We start from the raw sequence: 21,362 nt of genomic DNA, 5'->3' as shown, positions 1-21,362 counted from the left end.
CAATACCCCATTGCCAATGGGTATTTTCTTCCTCCACGCTCAAGCGGCTTGCTGCTATTCCGATATGAGATTCAATGGGCACACATAACCAATAACGGAAGGAGTGATCGCAGTGAAACGAGTTCTGACTGTCGCGGCATCTGCCGTCGCCCTAGTAGCACTCTCCGGGTGCGCGGGAAGCCCGATCAATTACGCCCAACGTCATGCCGACCAGGGCCACTACGATGGCAATCCCGACCGTTCTCGCGCCCTCAACGTCGCCATAGCCACTGGTCTGGCTGAGTGCGAGAACGGCCAGTGCGCTCCGCTCGATGACGTGGCGCGTTCAAAGCTCCCGGAGTCCATGCAAAGCGTCAGCAATGTGGACATGATCGAAGACCTGGGAGATGCCTGGTCTGTCGGTCATGGTGTCGCGCAGATGGCGGGGATGGCGGACGCCCTGACAGGGCTATCGGGCACAGCCAGCGGTATGCTGTCCATTGGCAGCTTTATGCTTGAGCCCAGCGAATTGGACGACCCAGCATCCATGCCTGCATTGCTCGCATGGATGCCATCGTCGTCTGCGAACTCACCTGAAGATGCTCGCGGGAAGATGGCCACGATGTTGGCTGAAGCGTTACCAACGGGGGACTTTCAGGGTTACCAGGTTCGAGTAGATCGTTATGCAGAATATAGTTCAGCAGCCCTCTTCCAGGATGGTCACGCTTGCAATTCACAATACATGTGTGCAGTAGATTTCACTTCGGTAAGCATGCCGGCTGTAGCCAATTCATCGCCGGACTGGCTTTCGGGGGAGGCGGTCTATGTTTGGTCTAACTGGGAGCGGGGGGCCACGTCCTATTCCGGTGTTCACCGAATTGGCCTGGACATGTATCGCTTGAACACTGAAACCAACAAGGAACTCCCTTTGCCCGACGATCTCAACGCACGCGCCTACCTCGCACGGGTGAGCGAGAACCTTCCGGCCTGGGCCTACATCTACCTGCCCCCGACCGAGCAGAACAACTACCCGGTCATGCTCAATCAGGGCAAGCCGCTGCTGTTTGTTGAACCCGCCAGCAAACAGAAGGACATCGCCGCGCAGTAAGGGAGATGGTAACAAGTGACGGCTGCGTCCCCGCAGCCGCCGCCACAAGCTTGCTCACGATCCCGCTTAGAATCAGGGCATTTGCGATACACATTTACTCATAAACACCCATCAGTAGATGATTCAATGAACTTATACTCATTGCCTTACAGGTGCGAATGAGTAGTCGATCATTTACCCAAGCACACATCTGCAACAAGGAGATAACGATGCGTGTCGTCGCGCTACTTAACCAGAAGGGCGGATCATGCAAGACCACGACCGCCACCAATCTCGCACGCGCTCTGCAAATGGATGGCTCGGATGTACTGTTAGTCGACTCTGACCCTCAGGGTAGCGCCCGCGACTGGGCCGCCGTCAGAGAGGATCAGCCCGTGACAGTGGTTGGCATCGACCGCCCTACCATCGAGCGCGATCTCAAGCACATCGCGAAGAAGGATATCGTGGTGATCGACGGCGCGCCCCAGGCGGCGGACCTCGCCGTATCCGCCCTGAAAGCAGCCGACCTGGTGCTGATCCCCGTGCAGCCCAGCCCCTATGACATCTGGGCCACCTCAGACCTGGTGGATCTGGTCAAGCAGCGCATGGAGATTACCGAAGGCCGCTTGCAGGCGGCATTCGTGGTCACCCGAGCGATCAAGGGGACACGAATTGGTGCGGAGGTCACCGAGGCCCTAGCTGGCTACGAACTGCCTGTGCTCGAGTCCCGGATCACACAACGAGTGATTTATCCAGTAAGCGCCACCGCCGGCACTACCGTCCTCGAGGCTGAACCCAACAGCGATGCCGCTACTGAGGTGCGTGCACTGGCGAGCGAAATCAAGCAGCTACTCTTTTGAACTCATGAGAGAATGAATTAGTGTGTCCCCGTGTTTTTGAGTCAATGTGTTGATGAAGGAATGATGTGATGAGTAAATCATCTACGCCACTCAGCGCTGGCCGTCCAAGTGCGCGCAACAAGAACACCACCACGCTCGCCAGTCTGTCGGACCAACCCGCGATGAAGCGGGTCAACTTTGACGTTACAGCCGAACAGCACCGGAAGCTCAAGGTCTACGCCGCCAATCAAGGGAAGACAATCAGGGAGCTGCTAACGGAGTACGTCGAGAACCTGGTCGAGTAACACCACAATCGCGCGACTGAGCATCAAACCATTTACTCATATGAGGCTTTGCCCAAAATTGAAAATGGCGCTGTAGTGAAGGATGGATGATTGATGTCGGGGAGAACGGCGCGCCTTGTGCGCGCCGTTTGCTGTTTCAGAACTGCGTGCAGCAGTCGTCGTAGCGCCAGATCAGGTTAACGAAGTCTTCTCCCACCGCGGGAATGTTACGCCATTCTCCCCACAGGTAGGTGGGCTCGCCGATCCAATGGTTCCCATTGGCTTCAGGCAGTGGATAGAGCTGTTGAAACTTGTACTGAGTTTTGAGCATGGTCGGATGGATCGGGTTTGCGCACATGGCGTCGTCGCCCATCGTCTGTAGGGCCAGGCCACGGCGATGTAGTGCGGCAAGCGCTCGGGTACCAACCAGGGCAGCCGAACGCGGCGGTGATGCGTTGGTCATCACATGGCCCGTAAGGGGGTAGATTCCACCCCAGGCACCGGCGCACCAGAACATATTTTTGATAGGCGAGCCTGTGCTAGCTGCGGCCGCATCCGCTGTGCAAGCAGCGATTGCACCTGGGCTTGCGAAGATCGCCGACTCGGGGTTCAGGTAGAAGGCCAGCTCGTCATCGTTCCATGTCGGGTCCAGCTCGGACAAGTACATCAAGTCCATGTCCGAGAACCCTCCAGGATTGCAGTGGGGCTGTAGGAAAAGGTCCAACATCACCAACAACGGATAAGCAAAGTAATGGTACTGGTAAAACGCCATGTGCTGCCTGGAGCTGCCTTGGCCGTAGCCCCGAGTACCAATATGAGTTAGATCCTCCTGGAGCATCTCGCCACCCAATGTGGGCGAGCAATAGGGCACGCGCACAGACTCCACCAGCCGCGCGGGTTGCCACATACTCATCTGCGTCCCAGGCCGATAAACGCCATTCGCGTCTTGGCATAGACACAACGGCTTTGGATCTGCCGCACCGTTAGGGACATCCTCGCTGCTACCTCCCATGCGAATCCCGCTCACGTACATGGGGAAGATACAGCTCCAACAAACGTTCGTGATCATCCCAGTGCCAAATACCCCGGCATCCGGGCAGGCGGCGTTGGCACCGTCGGCGTTTGCCTGGTTTGCGCTAGCCAACAGCCCTATCGAAACCGAGGTAGCCAGCAGCAGGCGCTTGGCACCACAAAGGTACCGCTGCAAATCACTCATCACCTTCTCCTTTTGAGCTGGTTCCAATCACCGTATCGGGGGGCACCTCGCGGACATGGAACAGCGTCTCGCCGCCGCGTACTTCTGCCGGGAGGGATTGAAGGTCGAATCGGTCGACAATCTGAGCGTCGAGCAGATATACCCTGGAACCCAGCGTCTGATTGAGACGTTCTAGCGCCTTGAAGCCGGGGGCGTCGCCGGGCATACCCTGAGTCACAAGGATTGGGCGCAGACCGTCCATTCGAGCCTGCTCAGCAAGGCGACCGGCGACCTCGACCTGTTGGGGTGACCCACCATCGAAGGCGATCACAGCCCCGGTGAACGGTACGGTCTCCAATGGATTGATGTGCTCCCCCTTTCGTGCGATCACCTGACCATTGGGGGCACGGATGGTGCGAGCGACAACGATGCTTGGATCGATGGTGGTCTCACGTAACTCCTCGGCTTGGGGTAGCCGTGTCGGCGTGTAGGCTTCCCAGTATTCCTTGACCGCTTTCTTCTTCTGCGCCTGCCAGTCGATATTCGCCCAGCGATCGCGAATCACGCTCATGAGGTCGCGTTCGGCGATGGGATAAACCGGCCCACGGGTCCCGAGATCTCCTCGCTGCCCATCTGCGATGCGTGACTTGAGGTAGCCGATCTCAAGCGAGCCAGTAATCCGCGCCAGCGCCTCTCCGTCGCGGTAGAACACCACCGTTGGCGCAACATCAACCCCTGCCTTGGTAAACCGCTTAGGATCGAGCAGCACTGGGGGTGCGCCTTCGATCTTTTGGGTGATATCGGCGAGTACGCGCATTAACTCACCGATACGCCGAGTACCGGAGGGCAGCCCGCGCAAGACCACCTGAATATTCTCCCTGCCGGCGAGAGACTCGAGCTGGTCGACGAACAGTTCGCGACCTGCTTGGTCATCCCCAAGCGTAAGGAATACCCGCGTCGCATCTGGGTCTGGCTCGATGGCATCCGGCGTGGCCACGCCTTTCCCTTCCGGCCATTTCACATCGGGGAACATCGCTCGAGCGGCTGCTGCGCCCTCTCCCCTACCTTCCCGCTGCGTTACTTGAGTGCGTTCCATGATGTCGCGAGCCCAGCGGCGCTGACGTTCGGTGACCTCGGGCTGGGTCCACTTCGGGGGTGGCCCCTGAACAGCATCTTCCAAGATTGACTTCGAGTGCTGCATCCACGGCGAATTCGGGTCCGGCGCGGCATGGGGACCATTGGCGAGCGCTACCACGGGCAGCGCGAAAAAACTCGCCAGGCCAAGGCCGGCGACAAGGAGGCGGGTACGTCGATAAAACCTGGGCATAAGTGTGCGGTTGCTGGTTTTGGGTGTCGTGCCACGATAGGCCCCCCGTTGTCAGAGGTGCATCGAAATACCCGGGCAACGGACGGCATTTTCGCGCCTATCGCCAGACCCGGCGCCCGTATTGTCGACGGGCCTCAAAATCACGAAGGAGATATGCATGATCGGCAGCCTCATGGCATCCATTGGTATTGGCAGCGCCACAATTGACACCATTCTCGAGACAGGTGAGATCAAAGCCGGCGCGATTCTGCGCGGCAACATTGTTATCCGGGGCGGGAAGGTCAGTCAGGAGATCGACGCGCTCATGCTGGACCTAACCAGCGAGGTAACTGAAGAAATCGACGACAAGGAGTTAAAGGTACCCCATTGCTGGGCATCCATACGTGTATCCGACCCGCTGACGATCGAGCCTGACGAGACCCGCCGCATCAGCTTTGAGATGCCCGTCCCCGTGCTGTCGCCGCTGTCTGTGGGCCGCCACCACCCAAAGACATGGGTGGCAACCCGGGCGGATATCGAGAAGGCGATCGACCCACGAGATCGTGATGGTCTCCGCATTCTCCCTGGTGATCTGCACAATGCGGTTTTCGCCGCCATGGAAAGTCTGGGATTCCGGCTCACCGAGGCACCTCTCGAGCCCTCGCGCCTGAACACCTCTACTGGCTGCCTCCAGGAGTTCGAGTTCAAGCCGACTCATGAGTGCCGTTTGCGACACCTTGAGGAAGTTGAGATGGCATTCCTACCATCCACACAAGGAGAGATGGACCTGCTGATCCAGCGCGACACAAAGGCCCGTGGCTTAGGTTCGCTCCTGTCGGAGATGGCCGGTACCGATGAGAGCTATGCGAAACTCGCACTGTTGGGTAACGAGAGCGTGGATGCGATTCAGGAGGTTTTGGAGGAGGCATTACGCTAACGGATAGTCACTGTCGCGTAACGAGCGAAGCCCGGCATTGCCGGGCTTCGTTCTCATGCCTGGAATCCCTCAACCACGCGGAATTCCCTGAAATGCCTCTCTGATCCACTTTTCGTCACTTGTCTCCTCTCCCCTGCGAACTCTGTGCAGATCCTTGGTTAGCTCTTCGTTCTCCTTTTGCTTCTGATCGCAGCGCCGCGCCAAGCGATACTGTTCGCTCACCGCCTCCTTGATCTTGCGGTTCACCTTCTCGACATCGCCCACTCGCGCCAGCAAGCGAACCAGGATGAATTGCTCCCGGGTAACGTCACTGTCGAAGCGAAACGCGGCAAGCGATTCCCGTCTTTCCCCGGAGGAACGGATGGCCGTGGCCGCGCCGGCTTGTGGCTTCACGTGGCCGCGGCGAGTCACCCAGATCAACCCCCAGCCGGACGGCAGCTCGTCGGCCTGGATGAGCCCTTCCGGGCACAGGAAATAGCGCCAGTTGCCCAGCCCGCCAGTCTGGCGGTGATCCTTCTTGCGGTCGGCGAGGTAGTCAGCGCGTGACACCTTGACCTCCACCACGATCGAGCCGTCTTCCTGGGGAATGCCCTTTCGCCGAAAGCCGATCGCGTCCGGCACCTCGCCGTCCCAGCCCGAACGGATCTCGCTGACCGCCACATCGCAGCCGTGGCCCTTGGCGCTGTGCGGCCGCTGTAGCCACTTCACGGCTATGGTGCATAGATCGTGATGGGCCCACTCGAACTGATCCATAGGCATTACTCCAGTAAGAGCGACAGTAAACAGGCTACGGAAGAAGGAAATGGGCATTTCCCAGCCTGGTTGTAGGGGAATATTGGCGTCGGCCTCCCAGCTCAATGGTTGGGAAGGCACTCAGAAGATGGGATGGCCCTGACCGATCACCTGGTCCTTGCTGATGGTCCCCCAATACCGTGAGTCATAGCTGATGGGCTTGGTCCCCATCACCCAGTAGTGCCCCTGGGGCACAGTCAGATCACGGCTGAAGGCCGACTCGGGCTTGCCAATCGTTTTGGCCAGCGGCAGCTCGCCAACCGTGTCGCCGTTGACGATTACTTCTCCCCCGGTCACCACCACTCGATCGCCAGGCATGCCGACGACCTCTTTGATGAACGAGGTACCAATTGGGAAGAACTCGCTCATCCGCTCGTCGGTGTGAAACGCCACATAGTCGCCGTGAGCGAAGCTGTCGTCGAAGGTGACCACCACCCAGGCGTGGTATGGCAGGCTCGAATTGCGTTGAGGATCGTAGTGTAACTGAAACACCGACAGTATGGCCGCGGCAGTGCCCACCAGCACGCCGGTGGCCAGCAGCCCCTTGGCCAGAAACACCAGCAAAGGGTCGCGATGCTTACGCCGGCGAAGGATTCGCGATCCAGCATTCGGAGATTGTGTCACAGAGGAGTGCGGCGGCGCGGAGGATTCATGAGCCATTCAGCCCCCCTTGCTCTACCCTTGACCGCTTGGGCACATAGAACGTTTCTGGTGCGTTGATCACGGCGCTGGCATCGAGCACGAGATATCCTTTGGCTGCGAGCTTATCGCCGACGCGCTTCATGTGCTCGAAGCCAGCGTCCATGGCCTCCTGATCCACCTCTTCGCCGCCAGCGGCGGCCTGCACCAGGCCCCCGAGGTTAACGACAGCCACCGGCATTGGAGGCTCCTCGAAAGCTCCCAGCCACCAGGCGCCCGCTAGGGCGACTCCGGCGCCGAGTGCGCCGGCGAACAGTGAGACGGCTACGGTTTGCTTAAGCATTGGCATGACGCTCCCTTTCAGCAGCAACATCGCGGATCGCTTCATCCAGGCTCATGCCCTTTGCACGGCGTTCTTCGATGGCGCTGATATCGCGTGGATTGGTGGAATACATGAGCTGTTTGAACGGCTCCAATACCAGACGGCCGATCCCCGAGCCCACGTCGGTGTAGATGAATACCTCCGAATAGATGCCTGGCTGGGTATGCACCGTCTTCAGCACGTTGAAGCCGAATTCCGTGAGATCCAGGGCCTTTTTCTCTTGCAACGCCTCGACAGTTTCCGGCTTCATACCCAAAAGCAACGTCGACGCTGAGTTCTCCTTGATCGCGCGGCCACCGGAGCTTGCATCGAGATCAAGCAGCCCCTGGGTAGCAATGACCGCCGAGCCACGGTTCTTTCGCACGCGGCGGTAGGAGTTTTCCATGAACTTGCCGGTGTTGCCCGAGGTAAGTAGATCCCATCCCTCGTCGATCATGAGAAGCTTTTCTTGGTCCGTTCCGGACAGAAACATCCCCTGCTGGATCTGGTAGATCAGCATGAAAAGCACTACCTGCTGGAGATGTTGTCGTGTCTTAAGCTCCTCGAGTTCGAGTACGACGAGGTTGTTATCGAAGGAGATGTTGTTGTCACCAACAAAAAAGTGCCCGTAGGCCCCACGACTCGTGAAGGCAAACAACTGGTGCCCCACGTCGCGTACGCGCTTGTCGTCATGCGCGAGCAACAGCTCCTCCAGGTCGTCAATAACCGCATCGCGGCCCTTGTCATCCCAGAGAACCTTGAGGGTTTTCTGGAGCTGTGAGCGCTGGAAGTCCGACAGAGACTCGCGCGGCGCGGACATGGCCTCGATGATCCCTACGAGCACCTCGGCCTCGTCATCGATGTCCCGAATGATTGGGAATGGGTTCAAGCAGATATTGGCGTCGTCGGTAAACTCGATGAACTGCCCATCGAAGTTTTCGGAGAGCTTTTTATAGCTGCGCCCGACATCGATGACCCAGGCACGCGCACCAGAGGAAAGATAGGAAGAAATCAGCTCGTTCATCAGTACCGATTTCCCTGAGCCCGAACGCGCGCAGACCAGGGCGTTATAGTTACCCCCACCCTCGTAGAACAAGTCGTAGTTCATTAGCTGACCGTTGCGAGAGATGAAATTGAGCATCGGCCGGCCATTGCCCTTCCAGTCCCCGAACAGCGGCAGTAGCGCGATTGCATGGCGCGTTGCCATGGTGCGGAAGCGCATCAGGCTGTTGGAAGATGAGGCGTCCGCGCATAGCGGCAGAGAGTTGATGAAGGTTGGCAGCGCCACGAAACGGTCGGGCATTAAGGTGAAGCCAGCCTCACGGAAGTAAGTTCGCGCATTGCTCACCGTCTCCGGGGCCTGGTCTGGCGGTGTGTAGAAGGAAAACGACAGAGCGATCCGGATGGGCCGATCACCATCGCCGATAGCCTCGAACAAGGCATCGTAAGCCTCTTTCTTCTCCTTGAGCTTGGGGTTGAACTTCAGCAGCGGCCCATAGGCTTGCTGAGTCACGATTTGGCGCTGGGTCTCGAGCTTGTTGGTAGCCTGCTCGGGATCACCGAAGACCAGCGTGGCGGTAGCCAACATCGTTTCGCGGATACCCCTGGCCCCCTTTATGGGGTCTCCCAGATAGCGTAGCGCCGCCCCAAAGCCGACGCGCTTCGGGAGTCGCTTGATGCTCATGGTGGTCACCCGGGTTGGTTCTTCCGGGGGGCCAAGTGTCAGACCGCGAGAGTCAACTTCCAGGCGGTGATCGAAATCCAGAAGCTGGTCGCGCAGCTCGGTCTCGTTGTCCCAGTCGGCCGTGGTACTCTCGCGCCAGCTCGCGGCACGGTGAGGGTTGAGCAAAGTCTGCATCAGACGCAGGTAACGCTGAGCATCAAGCGACAACGGCGCCATGCCCGCCGTTTTCAGGGTCTGGAATAGGGCCTTGCGCAAATCGCGCGCTCGGGCCATGAGTTTATCGCGCGGTGATTCGTTGCCATCGCCGGGCAGCGCAACTGTAATGAATACTTGGATGTCGCGCACCCGGGCGCCGGTACTGGAGATGATTGGCAGTTCGGTGCGCTCGCGCAGGAAGTCTCTACGGGACAGGATCGTCGACTCTGGCGCGGTTGGCGCACGTCTACGTGGCGGGAGGTTGCGGATCGACGTGACGGCATGAAGGGTAGGCTCGATGTCCGGGCCTGCCCACAGGCCGACTTGCATAATCGTGTCCTTGGGCCAGTCTTGTGTCAGAAGGACGTTGAGACGATCGCTTGCCCCGGCATCAGCACCGGTAAGCGGCTGGCACAGAAAGCCGAAGCCCAGTCCGCCATCATCGAGTAGAAAAAGCTGATCCTCTGGGTCGGGCGCAAAGGCCCGCACAGGCACCAGCTCACGAAGCATGTCGCGGTCGGCAAGCCCTTTGAGAGCCCCAGGCATAGGCTCAGCCTCCGATGGTGGGTTTTGAAAGTTTGACACCGACGCACGCCGGCAGGATGCTGGTATAAAAGGTCATACAAGGGATCTCCGGGAAGGTGCTTCCGGTGCGAACCTCACTCGCACCGGAAGTGCTTTGGAAGATGGCAAGTGTGCTGATCAGGCGCCGATGGCAGTCAGTGCGGCGCCAAACAGCGCGTTGATGATTTCCTCGGCGAACGACAGGCCAATCCCTGCACCGATACCAACTGCGAAGGCACCCAGCGATTGCGTCAGGATAGCCGCACCGATACCGACAACGATGATCAGCAGCGTGATGATTCGACCAAGCGTGCCGTTGGTGAAATCAACCAGCATCTGCCAGACAGGATCGAGCGCAGCCGCCGTACCGGAACCGGTCGCGGTGCCTGCAAAGGCTTGATCGGGAATGACGAAAAGCGCTAGCAGAACACCCAACAGGGCAAACATGCCAAGGTGGCGTCTCAGGGTGGCGCCAAGATCGGTGTCCAGTGAGTTGGGGGTCGGGTGCATCATAGAGAGAAACTCCTATCAGGTTTCTTGCGTTTCAATGCGCGGCCGCGCCGCGGTTAGAGGAATCGGGCGACCCACGCCCATCCTTCGCCCGCTTTCCTACCTGGAGCGGGTAGAAGTTCTGTGAGCCACCGGCAGAAGAAAGCGCGCGCTCTCCAACTGACCAGCGGCGCGGCTCAATTTCGGTGAATACGTAACTCGGCATGGTCAAAGCACCGTCCACGCTTACCCACGGTGCGATATAAATCCGCATGACACGCGCGGGGGTACGCAACGGTTTGGGTCCATCCAGCCCTGGCATCGGTGGGCTATTGGCCATGCGCTGACGGGGTATCCGCGTATCGTTCTCCCGGGCGACCCCTTTGCCGGTGCCAGCGGCATGCTCGGCGTGAATGTCGGCACCGGTATCGGTGCCGTTGGACATGTAGACCTCGCGCGCGGACATGCATGGGGAACCGTATTCCACGTCCGGGCAGGAGAAGCTCTCGCCGTAGCCGGTCATGTTGGCGCACCCAGATAGAGCCCCGAGTGCCAACATGGCGGTGATGAGTCGAAGCCGATTCACTGGTTTGCCTCCGTGCCGGCCAAGAAGCCAGCCAGCGATGTTTGAGTGGGCATGCCGTGACTGACGCGGCCATCCGGCGCCACCACGTAGGGGACGCGATCGACACCGATGATTCGTGACGCAATCAGTGTTGACGCCATGCGCTTCGCGGAGTCCGGGCAGGATGCCTGGAGTGCCTCATCACCGGATGCCCGGCCGAGGAGCACAGCCGCAGGATCGTTGGCACAATCGATACGCCGCACTGGCTCGACCTGTCCCGGGCGAGGGACGATCACAGCGCGAACCCGGTATCGATCGCTCATGTCAGCCAGAGTATTCAGTGCTTGACTGCAATGAGCACAATCAGGCGTGACGAACACCGTTACCTGCTTCGAACCCTTGCCGAAGTGCGCTGTAACCAGCTCATCGAAGTCGAGGTCCAGCCCATCGAGATCCAGACGTAGCGCGTAGCGCTCAATGTCCCCCATCGAATCGAGCGTCTGGCCGTCATGCCAAAGATCCCGCAGCGTGCCGTCGAACAGATAGCGCCCGTTTTTGGACATGATGTAGAGCTTGCCATTGGACTCAATGGCCATCAGTCCGCCAGCAGTGGGCAAATCGTGAGCTTCGTCCACCTCTTGGTTACCAAGAACTCGATTCAGAGCTTGTTGCGGTACGGCCTCGCTTTCTTGGGCATGAGCCTGGCCGACCACTGCCAGGAGTACTGCCGTACCGCATACCAACGACCGAGCCAGTGAAGAAAAAAGGGATCGAAGATGTTTCACGAGAACTCTCCTGGTGATTCTTTGTGATAAGGGTAGGGATTCCGGGCTAGCCGCAACCCCCCAAATGCCCTGGTCGACAGCCAGCATTTCACTGCCCCGCCTCAGCACTTTCGACGGTGCTCAGCGGGCCACCTTGCGTAACGATGAACTCCACCTTGCGATTAGCGTTGATTTCGATGACCGGGAAGATGTTCTTCGCCATATCCAGATAGAACTGGGCCAGTCGATCGAGGGCACTGCTCGCACCTTCCACTGCACCGGCGGTCACCGACTCAGAGGAGAGCACATCCTGATAAGCCACCTCGCCACTTGAACCCGTCTGGAGGGTGGGCACAGGCGATTTACCGAATACCTGGCTCATGCCGGAGAAGAAGCCAGCGCTAAGCGATTTCGCCAGCATCTGACCTTGCTTAGAGACCACACGGCCACGCAGGCCGACCTTGCCGTCCTCGCCCACGGCGTAGGCGGACAGCGGCACCTCGATAACCCCGCCGTCGTTGCGGACACAGGAAAGTACCTCTGAGCGCAGATAGGCGCGCTCGGCCGAGAGGCTGCCGTAACCGCTAGCGATGATGAAGCACTCCCGAACGTCCAGCCGGTAGCGGTTGGGCAGGATGGCGTCCTTCTTCACACGGACTAGGGCTGGGAACGGTTCAGAGCGGGCTGCGTTATTGGTCGGTGCATCCATCCCGGTCACGAGAACGCCTGACAGGATGCTGCCAGCAGGGAGAAACACTTCGTTGCTCGAGGCGCCTTTCCCAGCCTTCGTGCCTGCCGAGTCCGGGTCGCTCCCGCTGGCCCCAATGACCCGGATGTCGATAGGGCTCGATCCGCTGGCGGAAGCCGCATCGTCCCCTGCACTACCCTGGCCACCCTGGCCGGCTGAGGTCGTCGCCATTGGCGCCGAATCGTTCCAGATGTCAGGTGCCGGCTCAGGGGGCTGACTGGGTGCGGGTGGCGTGGGATTCCCCTCCCCCTGCCCTTCAGCACCACGTGAGGGCGACTCGCTCTCACGTTCTTGCGCCAATTTCCGTTCTTGCGCCAATTTCTCGCGAAGGTTTTCGAGCTGTGCGGCCATCTCGTCCGCGCTAACCGCCTTATGGCTCGCCTCATCCAGCTTTCCGGTCAGCTCATTGAGTCGATTGGTTAACTCATCGACAGAGTTCTCAAGCGCGGCAGTACGATTGTCCAGACCGTCAATGCCAAGTTTGCGTGTGTTCGCGTCAGTCAGGATGTCCTGAACCACGGCATCACGGGGATCGGTCCGCTGAATATTCGACGGGCTCGAGGTAACAAACATGTAGGCGATGAGAACAACAACGGCACCAACCGAGCCGATCACTACCATGCGTCTCGCCTTGGGCGAGAGACCATTCCATTGGCGCGAAATAAATTTAAAGGATTTGGAATCACTCATGGACGAGCTCCGTCGTGTTTCCGATCAGCGAGGGTCGCTGGCGTGATTCGACAGTCTCTAAGGCACGCCGCATAACGATGTACAGCTCTGTGCGCTCGCCAGGGGCAAGGCTCGCTTTGGGCCATGCAGCGACCGCCAGCACGCCAGCACGACGGCAAGTCGCCTCCTCGATTTCCAAACGTTCGTTGGCATTATTCGTAGCCGTACCGACCAGCAAGATCAGCTCTGATCCCGAGAGCACTTGTCCAGGGTTTACTTCGATGCCGGGCTGGGCGCAGTTCATCGGGGCATCACTTGAGCGCCACTCACGCAGTCCATATCCCGGCGGTACCTCGCCGAGTGCTAGGCGACTGACGGCATCTTTAATCGTATGTACGTACGGGCGTGAACGTTCCCACTCTCCTGCGCGGGCCGCGCTGGCATAGACCCGACCGGGGGCTCCAGCGATACTCAGCCGCACCTCTCGCGGTGCGATCCCGCGAGGCAGCAGTGTGATGGACAATGCCAAGTCACGCTGACCCTCTGGGCTCACGTACAGCGTGCTGGGGGAGCTGGACTGCGAGGCGACGTACAACACCTGTCCCTCGGTGTTCACTTTGGCCGTCGAGGTGGTATGCACTACCGGGTTCTCGAACGGGGTGATGATCCGATTAAGGTGTCCCCTGGCGATCTTGATTACCTGATTAACGCCAGGGACGAGGGCTACAGTATTTCTCGTGGGTAATTGCTGTTTCCGGGGGTCGGGACTTGAATGGGTGGCATCAGTCTTCGACGCGGGATTAGCGTGTACTGGACGGGTGTCTACCGTAGGGAGTGTAAGACCCGGCAGAGTGGCACCAACGATGGGGTGAGGCGTATCCCCAGGTTCGGTACCAGGCCCCCCTGCCACTGCGGGAAAACCAACAAGGCCCATCGTCGCGGCAAGAGCGAGACGGCAGGTCAAAAGAGTTCGAGAGGTCATGGCGAAGTCATTCCTCCAGGCGTGGGCTGTCGGCGTAAACGTCGAGAGCGGTGATCATCGGCTTGTAATCCTCGATGGAGAGGACTAGTTCGTATGTGCGCTCGCGAGTGACCGGATCTGAACCAGGGCCGGAACTGGTCTGACGACCGGCGACGTACACCCGGTCGTTTTGCGGGTTGTAGAGGATCTCTTGAGCGATGAACGAGGTGGCCACTTTGGCGCGGTTGATCTTCAGCGCTTGATCCTGGATGGCGTCGACCACGGGGCGGTAGAGATCCGGGGCGAGCAGCGGGGTCAGCGTGGCGATGACGAAATCCGCGCTACCCGGCTTGACGTTGCCGAGCAGGTTGGCGATGAACAGCCCCCAGGCTTTCTTGTAGGCGGCGTTGGCGTGGTTCTCAGCGATCTGCGCGGCCTCGCTCATCCCAGGTGGCTGAATGGTGACCACGGTGCGCGTCTGGAACACGCCGACGGCGAGCACGATATTGGCGCCGAGCAGGCCCAGCGCGATCCAGCGCAACCAGCGCGCCTCGGTTTGTGCGCCGACGATGCGGTTGGTGAAACGGGAAAAATCCATTGGCTTACCTCACCCGTGCCAGTGGCGGCGAAAAGGATTGACGAAGATGCGGGAGGAGCCGATCGGCAGGCCGGTCCAATAGACCATATGCAGCAAATAGCCATCTGGGCGGCTGTCCTTGTAACGGCGCAGCACGCGCCAGAGCACAATCCCGACAAACAGCATGATCATGAAGTGGTCGGTAATAATCCCGATGCCTACGCAACTCATAAGCGGGATCAGTTCATCGGCACTCCACAGCATGAGCTGGGGAGGCTCGTCGATCGTTCGGGGTAGTTCCATGTCATGACTCATCGGCGCGCGCCTCCTGGTCGCGAAGAAATCAGTTCGGAGGGCAGTATCACGCTCGACAGGGTGGCGCATGGGCCGAAATGGGCGGGTACGCAGCGATGGTTTCGATAAAGTGAGGGCAGGAAGGGCGAGATCCGCCCTCCGCTGAGCGACTAGATACGTTTTTGCAGGTTCGCTACCCACACCCAATTCGCAACCATCAACACGGCAAAGAGAATGGGGTAAGCGAGCGCCGACACATGAAACGGAAGCAGTATCGCCCCGAGCAGAAGCGTGCCGACGGCTAATTTCGTACGGGTGGCGAGCACCCTTGTCAGTGGTGAGACGTAGCTAAAGCGCCACTGACGCACACGCCGTTCTTGGATGGCGTCGACGAACATTGGGATAGCGATCGGCAGCAGGTAAGGCACCCAGAGGCAAATCAGGGCTAGCCGATAGTAGAGCGCGTACAGCGCATACCAGAACGTGCCAACGCGGTCTCTCACATAGCTTGTAGAGCCATGCTGAATCACTGAGTCCGGCGAACCAGTGTCGAACAGAAACGAGTCGAGCGCTTCGACGAACCCGGTGTCGATCAAGGTGGCCTTATACCAGGTATTGGCGGTCTCGACGACGTGGGCTTCGGCTTCCCTGCCCAGGTCGGCGACAACGGCAGCTCGCTCGGCAGCGTTGTAAGACTTCACTTGGTGACTGGGCACCAACAATAGCACCGCAGCGATTTCCAATACGATCGCGCCGGCGAGCAGCCAGCCAAGCCCTATCCCGCCATTTCGTTGTTTGGCCATCCTTTCGTCGCCCTGATTTTCTCGGTGAATAGTGATCCCAATGCCCAGCGTTCGAGTTCAACACGCCGCTTGTATCGATCACTCGGCGCGACTGGTGTGATGGTAAGGTCACCGGGATGGCGCTCACGCCACGCCGCCCACGACGGCACCTCATCAGGACGCCAGACATGCCCGTCTGCGGCGGACACCTCAAGACCTAATGCCGCGTCGATCGGAGACAGCAGGACATCGACGGCAGCAACGAGGTAATGGGGATCATTGGTCCCGTAGCGTTGCTCAGCAGTACGCAGATGGGCCGCACCAGCGGACCAGATCGTAAACAGTAGCGGCAGGCTGTCCTCTGGGCGGGTTAGCTCCTGGCCAATGCACTCAGCAACGCGGTTGGCGATACCCGCCGCGGGCGGGCATGTGACCAACAGGCGGCGGCAGAGCGCAACGATCCCGGCGCGGCGTAGCGCCTCAATCGCCTGGCTGGAAAAGCTGGAATCGAGATGGGTGTATCGTGGTGTCATCTGTCTACTCATTGCATGATTGGGAATCGGCCTTTGACAATACGGCCGCCGGTAAGCCGGGCGAGGTAGTGCATGTTGGGAAGCTTTCCCAGCATGCTCGCTGGGAACAACGCCCCAGTCTCGGACTGGATGGACTCCGAGTAAGAGCCGTCAAACTCGGTAGGTTCACTCGCGCTCGTGCCGGTGCGATAGTCCCGGGAAAGCGTGGAGAGCATCACCTCGTCGAGTTGTTCCTCTACGTATTTTTGGGTCTCAGCGTCGATCGTTCGTAACGCGATAAGGTTGTTGGTATTGCCCAGCACCTGGCGCGCCTTGGGTTCGGAACCGAGCCGAGCAGCGAAATCGGCAAAGGTCTGGGTCGCGATGGTCAGGCAGAACTTCCCGCCTCGCCCCTTGTTGAGCAGCATGATCGTGGGTTCGTTGATGACTTCCGCGGCCTCGTCGACGAACACGTTGATGCCCACATCCGAGATCCCGTAGTTGTAGCGGTCGGCCGCCACGGCGGTGAGATCGGCCATCAAGATCGAGCCTATGGCACCGGAGACCGTGGAGTCGGCCAGCGAGTCGAGACCGATGTAAGCCCCTTGGCGCGAATTGATAATCTTGGTCATGTTGGTGATGACCCGTTCATCGTCGGGGTCCGGCGTGGGCGAGAGAAGATCTCCAAGATCCCCGCTGGTCAGCATAGAGAGCGTCGGGATAAGGGTGGCGATCATCTTCTGGAAGTGCTCGCGATTGTGTTCGTAGGACCCCACTAGGCCGTTGAGCGCCTGAGAAGGCTCGATCGCTGGCCGTGCCCCCTGGGTTCGCTCCTTGTAGTAATCGACAATGACGCTGGTCTCCCCGCCACGCTGGGCGGCTTTTGACAGTCGGGAGCGAATCGAATCCGCCCAACCGGCGTCATGTTCGTCCAGGAAGCGCTTAAGCGCCTCCGATACCAAAGAGTCCACCCCACCCTCGATGTATTGATGTAGCGAAACCAGGTTGGGCCGCTTATCAATGGCCAGTAGCCCCTGCACCACGTCATTCAGCGCCTTCCATGAGAATGCGATGAATGGGTCCATGCTCCCCTCAGAAGCGATGATCGCCGCGATGCGCGAAGCCAGTTCCGTCGGTCGGTTCCAGTTGTGCAAGGGATCGATCCGCGCGCTCTCCGATGGATGCGCAGGATGGAAGTAGACGAACTTCTCCGGATGCCCCGCGTGCGCGTAGGCGCGACGCATCGTCTCACACAACTCTTTGTCCCCTTTGGGATCGAGCACTATCACCGGCTCACCGCGCAGCACCGCCTGGGTGATCAGCGTCTCGAACGCTCGCGTCTTCCCCGCGCCGGTGGTACCGACGATCAATGTCTGCCCTGCGAGAATCCCTAGCGGCGCTTCGACGGCTTGCTCTCGCTCCAACCCATGAATCCAATGGGCGCCGACCTTGAATGGATCGCTCTCGTCGCGGGCGGACTTCAAACTCGATTCGATCCCCGATTGGCGAACTTCGTGGGCGAGCTGGGCGTGCTCGGCCTGCCAATTGAAGCCCCGGCCCAGCCAGATCACATCGGGGTTCTTGGCGAGGATCTTCAACAACTCGTCTCGGGTGATCTTGAGAGCCTCGGTATTCCGTAGCCGGCGGACTCGATGCATTTGCCGCAGCGCCTGGGCTCCCCGCACGCCACACATAACCGCCCCCATGCTCGTCATCACGATGAATGGGGCAGTCGGCAGGCTGGCACTTGTCCAAATGCCCGCGCTGGTCAAGGCGCCCGCGCCCCATGCCAGCGAACTCGTGCGTTCATAGCTTGGGCGCCAAGGAAATTCGTACGATTGATCGCGTCGTCGCATTCGTTGGCCAATTAGATAAATGACTGAGCCAGTTTAGAAAAGGGAGGGGCCTGGCAAGGCCACTAATGCCGGGGCGGAAGGGGGCTATTCCGGTGTAGCGGGGATTACGATCTCGCTGCGGTCTGGGGTTGTCGGCAGCCCGGTCATAACGCCTCTGGCCTTGGAGAGTGAGATCCCGAGCCGTTCGGCCACCGCCGCGGTGGCATCGGCGCTTGGGATATAAACCTGTCCCTCCGTTAGGCGATGCGTGAGCCCTGCCCCATCCGGCGCTATAAGGGCATGAAGTGTGGCGATGAGGGCATCGCGGTCCGTCTTGCCATTGTCGGACTTCGACGCGTCGTGATTCGATTTATGGTCAGCCGGGGATTCGGGATTCGGGTCCGGCCTCGCCTCGTGCGCCGCTTTTGCTTTAGAGGCATCTTTCTTGCCCTGCGGACCCTTTGGCTCGCTGTCGGACTTCGACCCGGCGTCCGCGTGGTGGGTCCGCTGAGGGGAACCTTCGGATTCGGGCTTTGCCTTACGTTTCCGCTTCGTCGACTTGGAAGAATGTGATTGATCGGGCGCAGCTTCGGGGCCGACTGACGGCTTCTGGCGCTTGGGCTTATCCTTGGCCGGCGTGCCTGTCTTGGCTTTCGGGGTCTGCGGGCTCGCTCCAACCTCGCCAGAAATCGCCGCGAAGCGTTGGGAGACCGCTTCGGTTAGCACGATCGTCGACCGCTGGCTTGCCCCCTTGAGCGCGGTAAAGCCGTCGACCTCGCGCACGCGCTTCATCGGCTGAAAAGGGTCCAGTGAGACCCAGCCGGCCTCAGAGAGCATCGACAGGATCTCCTTCGCCTCGACGCCGGCGCCAGCCCACCCCTCGGGATGTCGAATGGCGACGCCGCCGTCCTTCATACGCACACCGTGCTCGGCCCAGTTCTTCACACCATCACGAAAGTCTTCGGCGAGCGAGGCAATCACCGCCCCGGCGTGCCCTTGACGGGAGAACCAGGCGCGGGCTTCTTCGGCTTCGACCGGGGCTGCCTCACGTGTCGCTCGCGACCGGGTATCCACCCCTGCCGTGCTTTTCGCCGCTGCGACAGGCTCAGTGGTTGGCGCGACGTCGGGCCGTGATCGAGCTGGTTCATTCGTCGCTCCTCTTTCTGGGGATGAAGCGGAAGGCGCCGCGGGGGTTGCCGATGGCGCCGGATTCGATGCATTGGGCTGACGGGCGGGCTCGGCCCCGGCCACAGTCTCAGACGCGGCCCCGGGCTCGGGCTCAGGCTCGGGATTGGTCTCGGTGGGCGCCTTGGGCACTACCTCGGTGCCACTGGACGGCCGCTCTCGTGAAGCGAGCTTCTCAAGCAACGCCACCCCTATCTCACCTGGCACCGAGGCAGGAAACTCGTCGAATACGGACGCGTTGGAATCCAAGCGTATAGCATGCAGCACCACACCGGGGTTGCGTTCGCGAAGAGGCTCCGGCTGGATCGTCCACAAGCGCGCCCGGGAGCCGGCCTCCTCGAACGGGATGGCGAGCCCGCGATCGAGCAGCACGTCCGCCAGGCTGTCTGGATGACGAGGGATGCCAGGGGCCTGATCGCGTGCCAGCATCTTCACGATATCCTCGGCACCAGAGGGCCATACCACGAACACACTGTTATCCATTACCCACAGCCGTGAACCCGGCTTATTGCAGGCCCAGGTCCGCTCACGAGTGAGTCGCCGCATGGCATCCATTAGGTAGCGTTCCAGCGGTACGCCAAGCGCCCCGGGCATGCCGGCGGCTAAGGGATCGCCGATGTCCTTTCGCGTGCTGTGTTGGTCGGCTTCGCGCACCAACTTGAAGATCGGGTTATGCTCCTGGTCGCGGGCCTGAAAATCACGTGAACTGATCGCGAACAGGATCTGCTTATAGAGTTCAGGGCCAGCGGTCTGTAGATACCCCATAGTGGCCTTGGGGATGACATGAGGCAGCACCAACGGGGTTAGCGATTCGTGGCGCTGATGACGGTTGTCCCGCCAGTGAAGGTAGTAACGCTTCGAGTTGACTCGCGCCAGCCAGTCTGCGAGATCTTCGCCATGAGCGCCCCATTCGTGCTCCCCGGTTTCATCGACCACCTGCACGTCCGACATGGGTTTCCCGATATCGTGGAGAAGTGCTGCGATGAAGACACCTAGCTTCCAGCGCGGTTCTAGCTCGCGCCGGCGTGCTGGCGGCTCCCCTGTGGCGAACATCACCCGATCTGCCCCCTGGGTCGCCCACAAGGCCACCTCCAGGCCATGTCGCAGCAGCCCTCCCGCTCCACGATGGTGGTGGGCCTCGCTGGCGGGGAGCAGATGCACGTAGGCGGCGTAGCGCCGAATCAGGGGGGTATAAATCTCGTCGTACAATTCGTCGGTGATGCCGACGGCCCCACGTAGACGACCGATCAGCTCGGCTTGTGAGTCGAGCAACTTGTCGACAGATTTAGCGGGGAGACCTCGCATAAAAGGCGGATAGCGAGGGGTCTCCTCTTCGTCTTCAACGGGGGCCTCGTCGAGCGGAGGCCAGAGGGCACGTAGTAGCTTGATCATGCACAACATCATGCGTTCCACGCGCGTGCACTGAGCAGGCAAACACCATCTCGCCAAAGGGGTATTCTGGACCTTCTATCGCGAGTGGCCCGGTACCGTGGCGATACCCAACCTCAAGACCACGGATATTAAATCATGCAGCAGACTCGCCATCGTTTTGTTTGGACACCCCTCCTCGCCGCCGGGGTAATTCTAACCACTGGCTGCGCCTTTCAGCCCCAGCCTGAAGAGACTGTTGTCCGGACGATGCCCACGCTTACGACGGACCCCGCGCACGCTGAAGTCACATGGGTGGAATTTGACCAGCACGCTGTTGTGGCGCGCGTTGACGGTTATCGGCACGTAATCACCGATGGCCCCCAATGGTGGCATGACGGTGACCTCAAAACATCGACGACCAATACAGCTGTAACCGATGCCAGCCACGCTTTGGATCGTGATGAAGACGACCAGGCGAGAAAGTCGCGTGAGGCGATGGCATATCCTTTGGCCGCTCGTGAAAGGACCATCGAGGTCGACTCAGCCCCATCACCGGGTTGGAGCAGTAATGAAATGAATGCCTGGCGCGAGCTGTGCATGAATCTCCCACTCAACGAGGAGCAGCGTGACTTACTACGCAACATGGAGCCACCTAAGAACAAGTCATTGACGTGCAGGGCCTTGCACCGAGTGTCAGCAATCCAAGGTAAGGAGTGAGAAATTCACCACGGCACCGGTTTAGCGAACA

At 59.8% G+C, this 21,362-nt stretch carries 22 protein-coding genes; 5 read left to right on the top strand and 17 right to left on the bottom strand.

The window, feature by feature from the left end; all coding sequences use genetic code 11:
* Positions 1-112 precede the first annotated feature (112 nt).
* The 3 genes from KGR00_RS07310 to KGR00_RS07300 all read left to right on the top strand — a co-directional run bounded on the left by KGR00_RS07310 (position 113) and on the right by KGR00_RS07300 (position 2,210).
* Positions 113-1,087 carry a hypothetical protein gene (locus KGR00_RS07310; RefSeq protein WP_224424256.1) on the top strand — a complete coding sequence of 325 codons (975 nt, stop codon included), beginning with the start codon at positions 113-115 and terminating at the stop codon, positions 1,085-1,087.
* A gap of 209 nt (positions 1,088-1,296) precedes the next feature.
* The gene (gene parA / locus KGR00_RS07305) at positions 1,297-1,926 is read left to right on the top strand and encodes a ParA family partition ATPase (RefSeq protein ID WP_224424255.1); all 630 of its coding nucleotides are present in this window, start codon (positions 1,297-1,299) and stop codon (positions 1,924-1,926) included.
* A 68-nt stretch (positions 1,927-1,994) separates the two neighbouring features.
* Positions 1,995-2,210 carry a chromosome partitioning protein ParB gene (locus KGR00_RS07300; RefSeq protein WP_224424254.1) on the top strand — a complete coding sequence of 72 codons (216 nt, stop codon included), beginning with the start codon at positions 1,995-1,997 and terminating at the stop codon, positions 2,208-2,210.
* Between the two features lie 136 nt (positions 2,211-2,346).
* On the opposite strand, the gene KGR00_RS07295 is transcribed toward KGR00_RS07300, so the two are convergent.
* Both KGR00_RS07295 and KGR00_RS07290 read right to left on the bottom strand, forming a co-directional pair.
* Positions 2,347-3,405: a TraU family protein gene (locus tag KGR00_RS07295; protein ID WP_224424253.1), complete on the bottom strand. Its 1,059-nt coding sequence runs from the start codon at positions 3,403-3,405 to the stop codon at positions 2,347-2,349.
* Entirely contained in the window at positions 3,398-4,711 is a 1,314-nt protein-coding gene (locus tag KGR00_RS07290) for a TrbC family F-type conjugative pilus assembly protein (protein WP_224424252.1), read from the bottom strand. The genes KGR00_RS07295 and KGR00_RS07290 overlap by 8 nt, the downstream gene beginning before the upstream one ends.
* 157 nt (positions 4,712-4,868) lie before the next feature.
* Between KGR00_RS07290 and KGR00_RS07285 the strand changes: the two genes are divergently transcribed.
* On the top strand, positions 4,869-5,627 hold the full coding sequence (locus KGR00_RS07285) for a sporulation protein (RefSeq protein ID WP_224424251.1): 759 nt from the start codon (positions 4,869-4,871) through the stop codon (positions 5,625-5,627).
* A 69-nt stretch (positions 5,628-5,696) separates the two neighbouring features.
* Here KGR00_RS07285 and KGR00_RS07280 read toward each other — a convergent pair whose 3' ends face one another.
* The 15 genes from KGR00_RS07280 to mobH form a co-directional block, all read right to left on the bottom strand.
* The gene (locus KGR00_RS07280) at positions 5,697-6,380 is read right to left on the bottom strand and encodes an adenylosuccinate synthase (RefSeq protein ID WP_224424250.1); all 684 of its coding nucleotides are present in this window, start codon (positions 6,378-6,380) and stop codon (positions 5,697-5,699) included.
* A gap of 120 nt (positions 6,381-6,500) precedes the next feature.
* Positions 6,501-7,079, bottom strand: a complete 579-nt coding sequence (lepB, locus tag KGR00_RS07275; protein ID WP_224424249.1) for a signal peptidase I — start codon at positions 7,077-7,079, stop codon at positions 6,501-6,503.
* Positions 7,069-7,401, bottom strand: coding sequence for a hypothetical protein (locus KGR00_RS07270; RefSeq protein ID WP_224424248.1), 333 nt, complete (start codon positions 7,399-7,401; stop codon positions 7,069-7,071). The genes lepB and KGR00_RS07270 overlap by 11 nt, the downstream gene beginning before the upstream one ends.
* A complete protein-coding gene (traC, locus tag KGR00_RS07265; protein WP_224424247.1) occupies positions 7,394-9,808 on the bottom strand; it encodes a type IV secretion system protein TraC in 2,415 nt (804 codons plus the stop codon). The genes KGR00_RS07270 and traC overlap by 8 nt, the downstream gene beginning before the upstream one ends.
* Positions 9,809-10,000: 192 nt before the next feature.
* Positions 10,001-10,375, bottom strand: a complete 375-nt coding sequence (traA, locus tag KGR00_RS07260) for a TraA family conjugative transfer protein (protein WP_224424246.1) — start codon at positions 10,373-10,375, stop codon at positions 10,001-10,003.
* Between the two features lie 31 nt (positions 10,376-10,406).
* Positions 10,407-10,910, bottom strand: coding sequence for a TraV family lipoprotein (locus KGR00_RS07255; protein ID WP_224424411.1), 504 nt, complete (start codon positions 10,908-10,910; stop codon positions 10,407-10,409).
* A 23-nt stretch (positions 10,911-10,933) separates the two neighbouring features.
* A complete protein-coding gene (locus tag KGR00_RS22490; protein ID WP_224424245.1) occupies positions 10,934-11,701 on the bottom strand; it encodes a thioredoxin fold domain-containing protein in 768 nt (255 codons plus the stop codon).
* Positions 11,702-11,789: 88 nt separating this feature from the next.
* Entirely contained in the window at positions 11,790-13,118 is a 1,329-nt protein-coding gene (locus tag KGR00_RS07245) for a TrbI/VirB10 family protein (protein WP_224424244.1), read from the bottom strand.
* On the bottom strand, positions 13,111-14,031 hold the full coding sequence (locus KGR00_RS07240) for a type-F conjugative transfer system secretin TraK (protein ID WP_224424410.1): 921 nt from the start codon (positions 14,029-14,031) through the stop codon (positions 13,111-13,113). The genes KGR00_RS07245 and KGR00_RS07240 overlap by 8 nt, the downstream gene beginning before the upstream one ends.
* A 55-nt stretch (positions 14,032-14,086) precedes the next feature.
* A complete protein-coding gene (locus KGR00_RS07235; protein WP_224424243.1) occupies positions 14,087-14,656 on the bottom strand; it encodes a TraE/TraK family type IV conjugative transfer system protein in 570 nt (189 codons plus the stop codon).
* A gap of 9 nt (positions 14,657-14,665) precedes the next feature.
* The gene (traL, locus tag KGR00_RS07230; protein ID WP_224424242.1) at positions 14,666-14,950 is read right to left on the bottom strand and encodes a type IV conjugative transfer system protein TraL; all 285 of its coding nucleotides are present in this window, start codon (positions 14,948-14,950) and stop codon (positions 14,666-14,668) included.
* 149 nt (positions 14,951-15,099) lie between these two features.
* Entirely contained in the window at positions 15,100-15,732 is a 633-nt protein-coding gene (locus KGR00_RS07225) for a DUF4400 domain-containing protein (protein ID WP_224424241.1), read from the bottom strand.
* Entirely contained in the window at positions 15,705-16,244 is a 540-nt protein-coding gene (locus tag KGR00_RS07220) for a hypothetical protein (protein ID WP_224424240.1), read from the bottom strand. Before KGR00_RS07220 ends, KGR00_RS07225 begins: the two co-directional genes overlap by 28 nt.
* Positions 16,245-16,252: 8 nt before the next feature.
* Positions 16,253-18,079 carry a conjugative transfer system coupling protein TraD gene (traD, locus tag KGR00_RS07215; RefSeq protein WP_224424239.1) on the bottom strand — a complete coding sequence of 609 codons (1,827 nt, stop codon included), beginning with the start codon at positions 18,077-18,079 and terminating at the stop codon, positions 16,253-16,255.
* An 84-nt stretch (positions 18,080-18,163) separates the two neighbouring features.
* Entirely contained in the window at positions 18,164-20,647 is a 2,484-nt protein-coding gene (mobH, locus tag KGR00_RS07210; protein ID WP_224424409.1) for a MobH family relaxase, read from the bottom strand.
* A 123-nt stretch (positions 20,648-20,770) separates the two neighbouring features.
* Here mobH and KGR00_RS07205 point away from each other — a divergent pair, with 123 nt between their 5' ends.
* Entirely contained in the window at positions 20,771-21,331 is a 561-nt protein-coding gene (locus KGR00_RS07205; protein WP_224424238.1) for a hypothetical protein, read from the top strand.
* Positions 21,332-21,362 lie beyond the last annotated feature (31 nt).

The sequence above is a fragment of the Modicisalibacter sp. MOD 31.J genome (assembly GCF_020147985.1).
Lineage (GTDB): Bacteria > Pseudomonadota > Gammaproteobacteria > Pseudomonadales > Halomonadaceae > Modicisalibacter > Modicisalibacter coralii.
The sequence above is the reverse complement of the archived record's forward strand: the minus strand, read 5'-3'. Positions and strand labels throughout refer to the sequence as shown.

Bases quoted from the DNA above. Each gene is read 5' to 3' on its own strand.
- KGR00_RS07220 (WP_224424240.1), bottom strand. From the start codon at position 16,244: ATGACACCACGATACACCCATCTCGATTCCAGCTTTTCCAGCCAGGCG.
- KGR00_RS07235 (WP_224424243.1), bottom strand. From the start codon at position 14,656: ATGGATTTTTCCCGTTTCACCAACCGCATCGTCGGCGCACAAACCGAG.
- KGR00_RS07255 (WP_224424411.1), bottom strand. From the start codon at position 10,910: ATGTTGGCACTCGGGGCTCTATCTGGGTGCGCCAACATGACCGGCTAC.
- KGR00_RS07240 (WP_224424410.1), bottom strand. From the start codon at position 14,031: ATGGGCCTTGTTGGTTTTCCCGCAGTGGCAGGGGGGCCTGGTACCGAA.
- KGR00_RS07285 (WP_224424251.1), top strand. From the start codon at position 4,869: ATGATCGGCAGCCTCATGGCATCCATTGGTATTGGCAGCGCCACAATT.
- parA (WP_224424255.1), top strand. From the start codon at position 1,297: ATGCGTGTCGTCGCGCTACTTAACCAGAAGGGCGGATCATGCAAGACC.
- KGR00_RS07295 (WP_224424253.1), bottom strand. From the start codon at position 3,405: ATGAGTGATTTGCAGCGGTACCTTTGTGGTGCCAAGCGCCTGCTGCTG.
- KGR00_RS07280 (WP_224424250.1), bottom strand. From the start codon at position 6,380: ATGGATCAGTTCGAGTGGGCCCATCACGATCTATGCACCATAGCCGTG.
- traL (WP_224424242.1), bottom strand. From the start codon at position 14,950: ATGAGTCATGACATGGAACTACCCCGAACGATCGACGAGCCTCCCCAG.
- KGR00_RS07300 (WP_224424254.1), top strand. From the start codon at position 1,995: ATGAGTAAATCATCTACGCCACTCAGCGCTGGCCGTCCAAGTGCGCGC.
- traD (WP_224424239.1), bottom strand. From the start codon at position 18,079: ATGCGACGACGCGATCAATCGTACGAATTTCCTTGGCGCCCAAGCTAT.
- KGR00_RS07225 (WP_224424241.1), bottom strand. From the start codon at position 15,732: ATGGCCAAACAACGAAATGGCGGGATAGGGCTTGGCTGGCTGCTCGCC.
- lepB (WP_224424249.1), bottom strand. From the start codon at position 7,079: ATGGCTCATGAATCCTCCGCGCCGCCGCACTCCTCTGTGACACAATCT.
- mobH (WP_224424409.1), bottom strand. From the start codon at position 20,647: ATGATGTTGTGCATGATCAAGCTACTACGTGCCCTCTGGCCTCCGCTC.
- KGR00_RS07205 (WP_224424238.1), top strand. From the start codon at position 20,771: ATGCAGCAGACTCGCCATCGTTTTGTTTGGACACCCCTCCTCGCCGCC.
- KGR00_RS07245 (WP_224424244.1), bottom strand. From the start codon at position 13,118: ATGAGTGATTCCAAATCCTTTAAATTTATTTCGCGCCAATGGAATGGT.
- traC (WP_224424247.1), bottom strand. From the start codon at position 9,808: ATGCTTCGTGAGCTGGTGCCTGTGCGGGCCTTTGCGCCCGACCCAGAG.
- KGR00_RS07270 (WP_224424248.1), bottom strand. From the start codon at position 7,401: ATGCTTAAGCAAACCGTAGCCGTCTCACTGTTCGCCGGCGCACTCGGC.
- traA (WP_224424246.1), bottom strand. From the start codon at position 10,375: ATGATGCACCCGACCCCCAACTCACTGGACACCGATCTTGGCGCCACC.
- KGR00_RS07290 (WP_224424252.1), bottom strand. From the start codon at position 4,711: ATGCCCAGGTTTTATCGACGTACCCGCCTCCTTGTCGCCGGCCTTGGC.